This is a genomic window from Streptomyces sp. NRRL B-1140, assembly GCF_001280065.1.
GTDB lineage: Bacteria > Actinomycetota > Actinomycetes > Streptomycetales > Streptomycetaceae > Streptomyces.
On the sequence record NZ_LGEA01000130.1, the window covers coordinates 1 to 13,455 of the forward strand.

8 protein-coding genes and 1 pseudogene are annotated in these 13,455 nt (G+C 70.6%); 3 read left to right on the plus strand and 6 right to left on the minus strand.

Annotation, left to right across the window (positions count from 1 at the left end; translation table 11 throughout):
- Nucleotides 1–26: 26 nt before the first annotated feature.
- Together ADK65_RS31555 and solA are read right to left on the minus strand one after the other, a co-directional pair.
- Entirely contained in the window at nucleotides 27–1,088 is a 1,062-nt protein-coding gene (locus ADK65_RS31555) for a succinylglutamate desuccinylase/aspartoacylase family protein (protein WP_234353018.1), read from the minus strand.
- 2 nt (nucleotides 1,089–1,090) lie between these two features.
- A complete protein-coding gene (gene solA / locus ADK65_RS31560) occupies nucleotides 1,091–2,230 on the minus strand; it encodes an N-methyl-L-tryptophan oxidase (RefSeq protein ID WP_053674424.1) in 1,140 nt (379 codons plus the stop codon).
- A gap of 283 nt (nucleotides 2,231–2,513) precedes the next feature.
- Here solA and ADK65_RS31565 point away from each other — a divergent pair, with 283 nt between their 5' ends.
- Together ADK65_RS31565 and ADK65_RS31570 are read left to right on the plus strand one after the other, a co-directional pair.
- Nucleotides 2,514–3,260: an IclR family transcriptional regulator gene (locus ADK65_RS31565; RefSeq protein ID WP_053674425.1), complete on the plus strand. Its 747-nt coding sequence runs from the start codon at nucleotides 2,514–2,516 to the stop codon at nucleotides 3,258–3,260.
- A 261-nt stretch (nucleotides 3,261–3,521) separates the two neighbouring features.
- A complete protein-coding gene (locus tag ADK65_RS31570) occupies nucleotides 3,522–4,265 on the plus strand; it encodes an IclR family transcriptional regulator (protein WP_053674429.1) in 744 nt (247 codons plus the stop codon).
- Nucleotides 4,266–4,465: 200 nt separating this feature from the next.
- On the opposite strand, the gene ADK65_RS31575 is transcribed toward ADK65_RS31570, so the two are convergent.
- A complete protein-coding gene (locus ADK65_RS31575) occupies nucleotides 4,466–5,149 on the minus strand; it encodes a haloacid dehalogenase type II (RefSeq protein WP_053674426.1) in 684 nt (227 codons plus the stop codon).
- A gap of 399 nt (nucleotides 5,150–5,548) precedes the next feature.
- Nucleotides 5,549–6,766 carry a PucR family transcriptional regulator gene (locus ADK65_RS31580; protein ID WP_053674427.1) on the minus strand — a complete coding sequence of 406 codons (1,218 nt, stop codon included), beginning with the start codon at nucleotides 6,764–6,766 and terminating at the stop codon, nucleotides 5,549–5,551.
- A gap of 681 nt (nucleotides 6,767–7,447) precedes the next feature.
- On the opposite strand from ADK65_RS31580, the gene ADK65_RS31585 reads away from it, so the two are divergent.
- Nucleotides 7,448–10,474: an aminotransferase class III-fold pyridoxal phosphate-dependent enzyme gene (locus ADK65_RS31585; protein ID WP_053674428.1), complete on the plus strand. Its 3,027-nt coding sequence runs from the start codon at nucleotides 7,448–7,450 to the stop codon at nucleotides 10,472–10,474.
- On the opposite strand, the gene ADK65_RS31590 is transcribed toward ADK65_RS31585, so the two are convergent.
- On the minus strand, nucleotides 10,465–12,708 hold the full coding sequence (locus tag ADK65_RS31590; protein ID WP_234353019.1) for an ATP-binding SpoIIE family protein phosphatase: 2,244 nt from the start codon (nucleotides 12,706–12,708) through the stop codon (nucleotides 10,465–10,467). The genes ADK65_RS31585 and ADK65_RS31590 overlap by 10 nt on opposite strands.
- A 132-nt stretch (nucleotides 12,709–12,840) precedes the next feature.
- Nucleotides 12,841–13,455, minus strand: a pseudogene (locus ADK65_RS31595) (3-(3-hydroxyphenyl)propionate hydroxylase); the annotation flags it as partial.

Genomic DNA, 13,455 nt, shown 5'->3' on the forward strand with positions numbered 1-13,455 from the left:
GGGGGGGGGGGCTGGGGGCCGGGGGGCTAGGGGCGGGGATCCGCCTCGTCCGATCCGGTGCCCAGACCGGGGGGCCGGAGGGTGTCGGCCCGCGCGGCCATGTCGGGGCCCCACGGGATGGCGAGGGCGGCGAGTTCGGTACCGACGGCGACGGTGAGGCCGTGCATGCCGTAGACGATCCGTCCGTCGGCCGGCGCGTGGACGGTGTGCTCGGTGCCGTCGACCGGGTCGACGATGCGGCCGAGGAGGTCGCCCTCGGTGACTTCGCCGATGACGTCGGCGTCGAAGGAGAACTCCGGGTACCACAGGCCGGTGACCTCGGCGGTGACGCCGGCGGACCAGACCCACTGGCGGACCGGTGCCGGAACGGAACCGTCGGGGTCGAGGACACCCAGATGGCGGAGCGCCTTCAGCAGGCCGTCGACACGGCGGAGGGCGGTGGCCTCGTCCCGCCGGCCGAGCTCGCCCACCTCTACGAGGACCGCTGAGATGTTCCGGCGCGCGGCGGCTGCGTGGCTGTTGCCGCCCTCGGGCGTCAGTCCGAGGATGACATCCTGGATGCCGAAGGAGCCTGCCAGTTCGGCCGTCGCCTTGTCCAGGTCCGGGTCACCGGTGAGGCGGTAGCCGACGAAGTCCCGCAGGACCTGGTCGATGCCTCCGCAGTGCAGGTCGATGTAGACGTCGGCGGCGTCGACGAGGTGGGTGAAGAGCCAGGCGGCCAGCCGTTCGGTGGGGCCGCCGGCCGGGTCGCCGGGGAAGACACGGTTGAGGTTCACGCCGTCGACCGGGGAGACGTTGAGCCGACCCTGGTACACGGCGGGGGGGTTGGCGACCGGACAGACGATCACCTGTCCGCTCACCTCACCGGGCTCCAGCAGGTCTGCCAGGCGCACGGCGGCTTCGATGGGCGTGAACTCGCCGCCGTGCACGCCGGCGGTGATGACGACCCGGGGGCCCGGGCGGGTTCCGTTGACCAGGGTCACCGGGATGTCGGTGGTGAGGGCGCCGAGGTCGGCCTGGACGGTGCCGCGCGCCTTGGTGCCGGGCAGGGCCTGGAGGGGGCCGACGTGGATAGTGGTGTCCTGCATGGTCATGCCTCCGTACGGCCGACTGTGGAGAGGAAGTCGATGGGCTGGGGCGAGGCGCCGTCCAGCGCCAGGTCCGCCGCGATGTCGCCGAAGGCGGGCGAGAGTTTGAAGCCGTGGCCGGAGAACCCGGCGAGGAGGATGACGTTCTCGGCGCCGGGCAGGGGGCCGACCAGGGGGCGGCTGCTCTCGGTGTAACCCTCCATGTAGACGGAGAGGCGGGTGGGGTCCGGGTGCAGGTCGGGCAGGTAGCGCCCGATCAGCTCGGAGTAGATCTCCAGCTCGTCCGGGCGCACGGTGCGGTCCAGCTGGTTGGGGTCGTCGGCGAGCCGGTGCAGCACGCGGGACAGTCCGAGCTTGACCGAGATGCCGTCCGGGGAGGGCAGGCCGTAGCAGTGGGTGGGTGCTGTGCGGATGAACGCCGGGCGCTCCTCCCCGAACCATGCGCCGGGGTCGGTGGGTACGTACCAGGCGCTGATCAGGCGGCGGACCTCCACTTCCCAGGGCAGGTCGGGCAGCAGGTCGTTGACCCAGGGACCGGGTGTGACGACGGCGGTGTCGAAGCGCTCGCTGCCGGAGTCGGTGCGGATTTCCACGCCGCCGGCGACAGGGACGATCTCGCGGACCGTGCTGTAGCGGTGGATCACGGCGCCCAGCTGCTCGGCGCGGCGGGCGGCGGTCTGGATCGTCAGCTCCGGGCGGATGAACCCGGCGCGGCGGTCGAGTACGGCCGCGTCGCCGTCCTCGATGCGGTACTGCGGGAAGCGCTTGGCCAGCGTCTCGGCGTCCAGTACCTCGTGGTCGAGGTCGTGCTCGGCGATGGACTCGAGAACGGTGGCCATCTGCTGTTGCTCGGTCGGTCCCATGAGCAGGCAGCCGGTCAGGCGGCGCAGCTCGCGGCCGGTCTCCTGCTGGAGCTGTTCCCAGAGGGCGTCCGCGTGCTTGAGGAGCGGAACGTACCGGGAGTCCTCGAAGTGCGCGCTGCGGAAGATCCGGGACTCGCCGCCTGCGGCGCTGCGGTCGTGGCCGGGTGCGTAGCGGTCGTATCCGACGACCTCGGCGCCGCGGGCCGCCAGCCGCCAGGCGGCCTGGCTGCCCATCGTTCCGACGCCGACCACCGCGACGCGTTTCCTGGCAGCTGACACAGGACTTTCCTTTCGTATCGCCGAGGCGCATGCTGAGCCTTCGACGTGAGGCTGTTCGATTCGAGATGATTTGGGCGGGAGCCAGGTCCTCCTCGTGGACCTGCGGCTCGCAACCGCCGCGTCTCGCAGTCCGGCTCACTTCTGGGGGGTCTCCCCGAAGGCCGTGCCACTATGTGGAATGCTGTGCTAGAATCTGGCACAGAGAATGACAGCGGCTTCAGGGAGGCGTCAAGAGGGTGTCCAGCAGAACTTTCGAGGATTAACAGGGGGAAATCGGATGGAAATGAAGAGCGTCACCAGGTCGCTCCGGGTCCTGGAGGCGGTCGCCCAGCATCAGCCCGTGACCGTGGGGGAGTTGACGAAGCTCTTCGGGCTGCCCAAGTCCACCGTGCAGCGCACGCTGGTCACGTTGGCCGAGGCCGGCTGGCTGCGCGCCAACCGCAAGGACACCACTCGCTGGGAGATCGGCGCCCGCGTCCTGGCCGTACGTCCCGCCGCACTGCAGGGCTCCAGTCTGTTCGCCGCCGCCCGCGAGCCCATGATCCGGCTCCGCGACGCGGTGAACGAGACCATCCACCTGTCGGTGCCGGACGCCCTGCAGTGCATGGTCGTGGTGGACCGAGTCGACTGCGACCACGCGGTGCGGACCTTCCACACGATCGGCGACACCTCACCACTGCACGCCACCGCCGTAGGGCGCGCCATCCTCGCCCACCTTCCGAGACAGGACGTCGAAGAACTCGTCGCGGCAGGGCTCGAGCGCTTCAGCGACACGACCCCCGTCGAGCCCGACGAGCTGCGCGCCGAGCTGGACCGGATCCGCGCCGACGGCTACGCGGTCAACCGCAACCAGTACCGGCCGGGCGTCTGCGCCGTCGCCGCCGCCGTGCTCGACGAGGACGGCACACCGCTGGCAGCCGTGGCAGCCTCCATGCCCGAGGCCCGGTACCAGGATGAACTGACACCCAAGTGGGGCCGGCTCGTCGCCGACACGGCCGCGGAGATCTCACGGCGCCGGCTGGGCGCCTGACCAGCCGGCGACCCACAAGCCGTCACCCGAGGGCCGGCTCACACGCGTCAGCGTGCGAGCCGGCCCTCGGCCGTGTGTCACGGCGCAACCATGGCCTGCGCCGGGAGGGCCGCTTTGTCTCCGGCCTGCCAAATGACCATCCCGCGTACCACATGGTGGAACGCTATGCTGTATTCTGGCATGCATCATGGCCGTTGAGCTCCGTCTGGAGCCCAGAGATGAGCACCGGAATCCACGGGTCCGAGGGGGTATCGAATGGAGATGAAGAGCGTCACCAGATCGCTGCGCGTTCTGGAGGCGGTCGCCCGGCATCAACCCGTCACCGTCGGGGAGCTGACGAAGATCTTCGGGCTGCCGAAGTCAACCGTGCAGCGCACCCTGGTCACCCTCAATGAGGCGGGTTGGCTACGGGCGAACCGCGAGGACACCACCCGCTGGGAAGTCGGAGCCCGCGTCCTGGCCGTACGTCCCGCCGCACTACAGGGCTCCAGCCTGTTCGCCGCCGCCCGTGAACCCATGATCCGGCTCCGCGACGCGCTGAACGAGACCATCCACCTGTCGGTGCCGGACGCCCTGCAGGGCATGGTCGTCGTGGACCGCGTCGACTGCGACCAAGCCGTTCGCACCTTCCACGCCATCGGCGACACCTCACCCCTGCATGCCACCGCCGCCGGGAACGCCGTGCTGGCCCATCTGGCGAAGTCCGAGATAGAAGAGGTCGCCGCGGGGACGCTGGAGGGTTACGGCGAGGAGACCATCACCGACCCCGGGCAACTGCGCGCGGAGCTCAGCCGTGTGAGGGAGCGTGGCTACGCCGTCAACCACAACCAGTACCTGCAGGGTGTCTGCGCGATCGCCGCGCCCGTGCTGGACGAGGACGGCACCCCACTGGCCGCCGTGGCCGTCTCCCTGCCCGACTCCCGTTTCGAGCCGGACGATCTGCCCGAGCTGGGCCGCCTGGTCGCCGAGACGGCCACGGAGATCACCGCCCGGCACCTGGCCTGACGACGGTCCCGGCGACGGCCGACGGCGGAACTCAAACCACGACTGCGCGCGTCGATCACATGCTCGGCATGACACCGACGAGCTCGTGCACGTCCACGCGCGCCCGATGTACGACCTGCGGTCCGCGGCCCTCACGGGCGTCGAGCGGATCAAGCAGGGCTCCGTCAAGTAGCCGGAGCCCTGCTCAGTTCGTCCCGGGTTCAGCAGCCGAGCAGGGCCGGCAGGCCGGACAGGTCGGGCAGCTCGTCGAAGGGCTGGTAGTCGGAGCTGCCGCGGGCGCCGATGGAGCCGTTGTGGCCGTAGCGGTTGATCCACACGCGGCGGGCGAGGCCGAGGTCGCGGGTGGGGATGAGGTCGTACTCCCAGCCCTGGGCGACATGGATGACCTGGGCGGGTTCGATGTCCATGGCCTGGAAGGCGTACTCGAAGGTCTGCCGGGACGGCTTGTACGCCTTCGCCTGCTGGGCGGTGATGACATGGTCGAACTCGACGCCGATGTTGGCCAGGTTCTGGGCGATGAGGTCGTCGTCCGTGTTGGAGATGATGGCGATCTCGTACCGGGACTTCAGCGCCTGCAGGGCGGCCGGGACCTCGGGGTGGGGGCCGAAGGCGGGCACGGCCGCGACCAATGCCTCGCCGTCGGACGGCCGGTACTCCAGGCCGTGCAGACGCATGGCTATCTCCAGGCTGGAGGGCAGCAGCTCGCGGAAGGGGCGGTATGCCTCCAGGACGGCGTGGAACCGCATGATGCGGAAGTCGTCGAGGAACTCGTCGACGTTCAGGCGGTCCAGGTCCAGCCGGTCGGCCAGGACCTTCAGGGTGGTGGGGCCGAGCTGGAAGTCGACCAGGGTGCCGTAGGCATCGAAGGTGACGATCTGGCGCATGGTGTTTCAACTCTTTCCGGGTAAACGGGCACCCTGTTAGCCGGGAGTCACGATCTCCTCGATTGCGGCCGGGCCGGCCGCATCGGGGTCTCAGGAGGCTGCCGAGCGCTGGGGCGGCGGCCCGAGAGCACGGGGGCTGAGCCGGTGTCCATGGGCCGTCGCAGGAGGACGAGCACCCGGACAGGGCCCGGGACGGCGAATGCTTGATCAGGTGGTCGGCGGCAGCATCATTACTGCTCCGATGCGATGAGCCCTGCGGCTCGAACTGATGCGTCAGTGAAGCACCGGGGAGAATCCGGCAACAAGGGACCTGAGGCCCCGAGTTCGACCGTGGATTTTGTGCCTGTGCACAATTATCTGTCAGGGATCCGTTGCGCGTGGAGGACAGCGATCGGCGGATCAGGGCATCGTCACCCGGAAGCGGGCGCCCGCGTCCGTCTCCAGCCAGGCCAGGGCCATGACCAGCCGGGCTGCGTCGTTCGGTCGGGACAGCTTCAGCCCGGTCGCCTCTTCCACAGCCTGCAGGCGATTGCCCACCGTGTTCCGGTGACGGTAGGTGCGTGCGGCCACCTCGGCGACCGAGCCCAGGTCGAAGTACCAGCGCAGGGTCTCGACGATGCTGTCGCTGTCGCGCAGTTCGAGCAGTGGGCGCAGCACGCCGGCGGCCATCGCACCGGTGAGCTCCTCCTGCGCCGACATGACCGCCCCGATCCAGTGGCCCTCCACGTGCCGCACTCCGGGCTGCGCGGAGCTGCGGATCGCGGCACGTGCGAACCGGATGCCCCGCGCCGTCAGCGCCAGGCCGGGGACTTCCGCGACGCCGCAGCGCCACGGGGCGAACGGCCGGAGCATGGCAAGCATGGCCTCTTCATCGCGCCGTCCGTGACAGATGATGCCGAGGAGTTCGTCACCCATCCATCCGAAGTGACGGATCAGGCCGCCCCGGCGCAGCGCTTCGTCGACCTGGGACACAGCCGGGTCTCCGGTGGGAACGGATTCGACCACGACCACGGTCAGGGCGACGTTCTCGGGGAAGCCCAGCAGCGTGGAGGCCTCGGCGACCGTGGAGGGATCCTGCTCCCCTTCCAGGACCAGGCGGCTGAAGGCGCGGTTGCGCACCTCCGTACGACGGCTCGCCAGGTCGCGCTCGGTGCGGCGGTAGGCGTCGACGACCTCGACGCTGTTGGCGTCCGTCGCCTCCCAGACGCGGATGAGCCCGTCGAGGAAGTCGGGATCGGCGCTGATGCCACGCGCCCGCCCCTCGGCGAGCACGGCCTCCCACAGGGTCCTGAGGTCCAGTTGGAAGGAGTGCATCAGAGCGGTCAGGGGGAACCCCTGCTCCGCTCGCTCGCGTCCCACGTCCTCGGTGGCGCGCGAGACCGCCCGGGGCAGGGGGTCGCCGGCCAGCCGGGTCAGGGCGAGTTCGAGGGTCCGTCGCATCCCCTCCCGCTTCCGGACCGGGTCCCAGCCGGCCGACGCGTAGGCGGGCTCCTCGGCTTCCAACTGTTCCAGAGCATGCGAGGTCAGTTCGTCGAGCCGTTCCTCGAGGAGCCGGCGCGCGATCGCCTGCACGGCGTCGTGACGGGCCCCGCCCTGACGGCGTCCCGGGCCGCTCACCAGGACCGCCTCGCCCGACGACAGTCCTCGTCGGAGGGGGTTCCCTGACAGTAGTTGTGCACAGGCACAAAATACGCCGTCGATGTCGCGGCCTCGCGTCCCTTGTTGCCGGTTTCTCCGCGGTGTTTCACTGACGCATCACCTCGGGCTGGAGTGGGCTCGTGACATGACCACGCACTTGGAGCAGCTGTGGCACTTCCCTAAGCACTCGATCCCCCGTCCGTCACCTCGAGCAGGCGCTGCCGGGGGTCGCCGTTCCCCGGGGCAGTGTCAGCGGCTCGCCAGGCGGGGCGGGATCGAGATCACCCAGGAATCCACCAGAGATTACGCCGAGCCCAAGGCGAGGGTCGAGGGCCATGAGGGCATCGATGGACCCCGCCGAGGCGTTGGCGCGGTGTGCTCGCCTCTCACGTCATCCGGGACGTCATGACCGCCGGCCGGGACTTGCCGGTCGTCGACTCCTCCGAGATCTGTGCAGCCCGTGAAGCGTCGAGACACAGCCGCGGCAGCCCTGCCCGCCTCCCCCAGGAACCGCATCGACCGGACCGTCCGGGAGCCGGCTGTCAGCGCCGGGCCGAGCTCCGGCACGGGTGGCGGCGGAGGCCGGCGACGACCTGAGCGTCGTGGCGCAGGCCCACGGTGAGTGATGAGCGACCTGACGACAAGAGAGAGAACGAACCGATGACCTCAGTGACCACCACCGGCCAGGACGGAACGACCACCCCCGGTCACACCGGCCAACTGCCGGGCCCGCTCCTCGATCACGTGCTGCGGCAGTCCTTCGGACTCGAGGGATACGTCCAGCACTCACTGGGAGGGGAGGTCGACCAGAACGTCCGCATCACCGGCAAGGACGGCATGCGCTACTTCGTGCGGGTCACCCGCGCGGAGCCGGACTCTGCCGACGTTCTCTGGCAGAACTCGCTCCTCCGTCATCTGGCCTCCACCGTTCCCGGCCTTCCGGTGCCACGGCTGGTTCCGACACGCGAGGGGCAGTTCCTTGCCACAGTCGTCCACGAGGGCCGAACGCACGTAGTCCGCGTGATGAGCTGGATCGAGGGCCGGGTCCTGGCGGATCTCGACCACCACCCCGCGGCGCTTCTGCGCCGGCTCGGAGAAGCCGCTGGGCGGTTGAGCCTCGGACTGTCCAGCGTGGAGCCACCGGTGGGCCTGGAACCGCACGACTGGGACATGCGCCGGGCCGCTGAGATCGTCGAGGCGTCGCTGCACGCCGTACAGGACGCGGACCGGTGGGAGACGGTGCGCACGATCATGGTCTGGTACGCCGATCTCCTGCCGACATGGGACCGACTGCCGCGGAGCGTCGTACACCAGGATCTCAATGACGCCAACGTCCTGGCCGACGCCGACGAGGACGGGGTGCTGCGGATCTCGGGCATCGTCGACCTGGGCGACTCGCTCTACGGTGTGCGCGCGGCGGAGGTGGCGATCGCGGCAGGCTACGCCATGCTCCGCAAGGCCGACCCGCTCGCCGCTGCGGCCGAAGTCGTGGCCGGCTTCCACTCGGTGCTTCCCCTGACGGCTGAGGAACTGGCGGCTGTCTATCCGTTGGCCGCCGCCCGGCTCTGTATGAACGCCGTGACGTGGACGCGCCGGGTCGCCGAGAACGACACGCCGTACGGGCGGACCCGCATGCAACACACCTGGCCGGCGATCGCGCAGGTGGCCGAGGTTTGCCCCGACGTCGCCGAAGCGACGTTCCGGGTCGCGTGTGGGCTCCCCCCGACACGGGAGCAGCGGAGTCTGGAAGAGGTCTTGGCAGAGGCGGCCGCAGACGGTGCCCCGCACGCACCGGCTCCGCGACTGCTCGACCTGCGACCGGCGAGTGATCTCTACGACGAAGTCGACTGGCTCGACGCGAAGGCGGTGCGCGCGAGCGTCGACGACGTCCTCGACGGACGAAGGCGACGCGGCTATGTGCCCCACCTCAGCGCATCGCTGCTCCTGGGGGGCCGGCGCCGCCCGGGAGCCGACGAGCCCGCGACGGTTCAGGTCGGCGGCTCACTGATCGTGGCCGACGGCGAGGAGGTTGCCGGCCCGCTGTCCGGCGTCGTCGAGGCCCGCGGTGGCGCCGGGATGCCGTTGGTACTGCGACACGGGGTCGCGGGGCGGGAGTTCTGGACGTGCTGGTGGGGACTCGACGACACGCCCCCCGTTGGGGCGTCGGTCCCGGCCGGGGCGCCGTTGGGACGCGCCGGCGCGAGCGAGGAGACGGACCCGCTCGGGCCCTGCGTCCAGGTACAGGTCCACCGCACCGCGCGGATGGCCACGTGGCCGCCGCCTCGTGTCGTGCCGCCCTCCGCACGACAGGTGTGGAGCCACCTGTCACCCGACCCGGCCCGGCTCCTCGGGCTCACCGAATCCCCCGCCGCGGCCCCCACCATCGACGACGTCGTCTCGGTGCGCCGTCGCCACATCGCTCGCTCCCAGCGCAACTACTACCGCACCCCGATGAACCTCGTGCGTGGGCGGGGCGTGTGGTTCCACGACGAGGACGGACTGGCCTATCTGGACTCGCTGAACAACGTCACCCACGTCGGCCATGCCGAGCCACGCGTGACGGCCGCCGCCGTCCGGCAGATGCGCAAGCTCAACACCAACAGCCGTTTCGTCTACCCGCAGATCGCCAGTTACGTGCAGAAGCTGGTGGCCACGCTGCCCGACCCGCTCGAGGTCGTCTTCCTCGTGTGCACGGGCAGCGAGGCGAACGACCTGGCGCTCCGGATCGCCCGCCAGGTGACAGGTCGTCAGCACATCGTCAACATCGACGGCGCGTACCACGGAAACACCGGCGTGGTGACCGGGATCAGCCCGAACCGTTACAAGGGTCCCGGCGGCGCCGGTGCACCCGCGACCACCCACGAGGTCGTCATACCGGACCGCTACCGCAGTACCTACGGGTACGACGACGCGGACGCCGGTGTGAAGTACGCACGCGACGCCGCGGCCGTCATCGAGCGGATCACGGCAGACGGCCGGCCTCCGGCCGCCTTCATCGCCGAGTCCCTGATGGGATCGGGCGGGAACATCGTGTTCCCCGACGGCTACCTCGATGGCGTGTTCGCTGCTGCACGGCGGGCGGGCGCGCTGTGCATCTCCGACGAGGTCCAGGTGGGGGTCGGACGACTCGGGCCCTGGTGGGGGTTCGAACTCCAGGGGGTGGTACCGGACATCGTCACGATGGGCAAGCCACTCGGGAACGGGCATCCCCTCGCGGCGGTGGTCACGACGCGGGAGATCGCCGACGCGTTCGACACGGGCATGAAGTACTTCAACACCTTCGGCGGCAACCCGGTCTCCTGCGCGATCGGCGAGGCCGTGCTGGACATCGTCGAGCAGGACGGGCTGAGGGAGAACGCCGTGCGCGTGGGCGGGTACTTCGCCCGGTCGCTGCGCGAGCTCCAGCAGCGCCAACCGCTCATCGGTGACGTGCGGGCGGAAGGGCTCTACCTCGGCGTCGAACTCGTCCGCAACCGCACCACCAAGACGCCGGCCACCGAGCAGGCCTTCATGGTCACCGAGCTCATGAAGGAGCGAGGCGTCATCGTCTTCCCCAATGGCGTGCACGACAACGTACTGAAGATCAAACCGCCCATGACCTTCCGCCGCGAGCACGTGGATCTCTACGTCGACGTGCTGGACGAGGTCCTGTCCCTGCCCGAGTTGCGCTCGGCCGTTCAGTCCTGAGAAGTGCCGTGCGGTCTTGCATGTGCGGGCGCCGGCTGAACGACGGAGGCCTGGCCCGTGGGCCCGGCGTGCTTCTCCGTGCCCAGCTCGGCCCAGACCGTCTTGCCCTGCCGGGCGTGGCGCGTTCCCCAACGCTCGGCGAGCTGGGCGACAAGGAGCAGGCCGCGTCCGCCCTCGTCGGACGCGCGGGCCCGGCGCAGGTGGGGAGTGGTGCCGCCGGCGTCGGACACCTCGCACAGGAGGGACTGGTCACGGATGAGGCGCAGGCGGATCGGGGGCCTGCCGTGGCGGATGGCGTTGGTGACCAGTTCGCTGACCACCAGCTCGGTGATGAAGTCGAGGTCCCCCAGTCCCCAGGACGACAGCTGCCGGACGGCGCTCGAACGAGCCTGAGCGACGGATGCCGGGTCCGCGTCCATGTCCCACACTGCGACCTGGTGGTCCCCCAGGGTGCGGGCGCGGGCCAGCAGCAGGGCAACGTCGTCGTGAGGTCGGCCTGTGGGCAGCAAGGCCTGGAGCACGGTGTCGCAGGCGGCCTCCAGGGAGGCGGAGGGTTGCGCGAGGACGAGGCGCAGGAGAGTGAGGCCCGCCTCGATGTCGCGGTCGCGGGCTTCGAGCAGGCCGTCGGTGTACAGGGCGAGGAGGCTGCCTTCGGGCAGGTCGACCTCCGCCGCCTCGAACGGCAGGCCCCCCAGGCCCAGCGGCGGGCCGGGTGGCAGTTCCAGGAAGTCGACGGTTCCGTCGCCGCTCACCATGGCGGGCAGCATGTGCCCCGCGCGGGCCAGTGAGCACCGGCCGTCGACGGGGTCGTAGACGGCGTACAGGCACGTGGCGCCGATGTCCCCGGCCCCTTCCGTCTGGTCGGCCGAGGCTTCGGCGGACAGACGGATGACCACGTCGTCCAGGTGCGTCAGCAGCTCTTCGGGCGGCAGGTCGATGTCGGCGAGGGTACGCACCGCGGTGCGCAGGCGCCCCATCGTGGCGGCGGCGTGAATGCCGTGGCCCACCACATCGCCCACGACCAGGGCGACCCTGGCTCCGGACAGCGGGATCACGTCGTACCAGTCGCCGCCCACACCGGCCTGGGCACCGGCGGGCAGGTAGCGGCAGGCGACATCGACGGCGGACTGCTCCGCCGTACGCCGTGGCAGCAGGCTGCGCTGGAGGGTGAGGGCCGTGGCACGGGCGTATGTGTAGCGGCGGGCGTTGTCGATGGCCACGGCCGCCCTGGCTGCGATCTCCTGGGCGAGGAACAGGTCCTCGTCGTCGAAGGGAACCGGGTCCCGGTGACGGCAGAACCGCGCGACGCCGAGAGTGGCGCCGCGGGCGCTCAGCGGCACCACCAGCGTCGAGCGGGCAGGATGGGTGCCGAAGCCGTCGGCCGGGTCCGTCGGCGTCGTCGTGTGCCGGGAGGGCCGGCCGGTGGCCAGGGCGCGAGCCGTGACCGATCCGTCCGCGCAGGTGTGAACCGCCCCCAGCCCGACCGTCGGCTCCGGGCCGCCTTGCGCCGACGACGCGTGGGCGACCCGGCGCAGTTCGAGCGGGCCCGGCGCCGGACCGCCGTGCCCCTGGACCATGGCGTCGAGCAGGTCGACGGTGACCAGGTCGGCGAAGTGGTCGAGGGCGAGGTCCGCCAGTTCCTGGGAGGTGCGAGCGATGTCCAGGGTGGTCCCTATGCGCAGACCGGCCTCGTTCACCAAGGACAGCCGCCATCGCAGTCGCCGGTCCCGCTCCTCCTGGAACGCCGTGACACCCTGCTCGGACGCGTCGTCGACGTATCCGTTCGCCATCGCGATCAGGAGGCGCGATGCCGCGCTGACCAACTCCGCGTCCTTCGTCAGCCGAGGCATCTCGGCGAGCAGTCTGTCCAGGACGACACCCTGACCGAACCGGAAGGCCCGCGACAACGCTGTGACCGGCACGCCGTGCCGGGCCAGCCGACGCGCGCGTTCCAGCTCGGCGGCCGGCGGATCTATCTCGCTCGGCTCGATGCCGTACTCCAGGCCGGCCAGCACGCCGACAACATGCTCGGTGATGTTCTCGGACGTCATGCGGACGAGATCCGGGTTGCTCCACAGTTCGGGAACCTCACGCCGCAGGCACCGCACCACGTCGGCGATCACCTCGTCGGCCAACGGCCCGAGGTCCCCGGCGACGCGCGACACAAGGCTGGCGGCCGTGTACTCCACACTCTCGACGGTACGCCGAACGGGAGGCTCCTGAATGTCGGGCATCGACAGCCTCCTGCTCGACGCGATGCAGGGTGGCGTAGCCGGAGCCGGGCGTCCCGACATCACGGGCGAGATCCATGATGTGGCCGCCTGCGACGGCCCGCCGATCAGGCGCCAGGAAAGGGGCGGGCACGCTCATCGTGTGATGCTCCTCGGCGGGCTGTTGTCGACGGTCCGGGAGGAAGGGTGGGGGCCTCGCGTGGTGTGCAGGAGGGATGCCCAGGCGGCGGTGTCCGTGAAGTCGCGGGCCCCTGCCGGGACGACGTCCATGACGACGCGGTCGGGGCGCAACAGGACGGCGTCCGCCCGGCCCGCGCGCAGCCAGGCGGCGAGGGTGCCGTCGTCACAGAAGTCCGTGACGGGGATCGCCCGGATGCCGAGGCCGTGGGCAAGGGCGTTCAGCGAGGGCCCGGGTTCGGCGGCGGTCAGGAGGGCGCATGAGTCGCCGAGCAGCTCGTCGAGGCGGGTACGCCGCCCGTCGACCGTGATCCACGGTTGCGGGCAGTAGGTGCCCACCAGGCCCCTGCGAGTACGGCGCCGGACGAGGGGCCCGGTCGTCAGGGGCGGGCTGAGGTCGCGGCCGGCCGCCGTGGTGAGCCCGGGTATGCGGCAGGCTACGGCCAGCAGCCTCCGGCGCACAGCGGCGGCGCCGTCCTGGCCGCCGGTCATGGCCCAGCCCATGGCCACCGCGAGCCGGATCACATGCCGGGCGTGCGGCTTGCGTTCACTCTCGTAGGTGTCCAACATCCG

Bases quoted from the DNA above. Each gene is read 5' to 3' on its own strand.
- ADK65_RS31590 (WP_234353019.1), bottom strand. From the start codon at position 12,708: ATGCCCGACATTCAGGAGCCTCCCGTTCGGCGTACCGTCGAGAGTGTG.
- ADK65_RS31555 (WP_234353018.1), bottom strand. From the start codon at position 1,088: ATGCAGGACACCACTATCCACGTCGGCCCCCTCCAGGCCCTGCCCGGC.
- ADK65_RS31570 (WP_053674429.1), top strand. From the start codon at position 3,522: ATGAAGAGCGTCACCAGATCGCTGCGCGTTCTGGAGGCGGTCGCCCGG.
- ADK65_RS31585 (WP_053674428.1), top strand. From the start codon at position 7,448: ATGACCTCAGTGACCACCACCGGCCAGGACGGAACGACCACCCCCGGT.
- ADK65_RS31575 (WP_053674426.1), bottom strand. From the start codon at position 5,149: ATGCGCCAGATCGTCACCTTCGATGCCTACGGCACCCTGGTCGACTTC.
- ADK65_RS31565 (WP_053674425.1), top strand. From the start codon at position 2,514: ATGAAGAGCGTCACCAGGTCGCTCCGGGTCCTGGAGGCGGTCGCCCAG.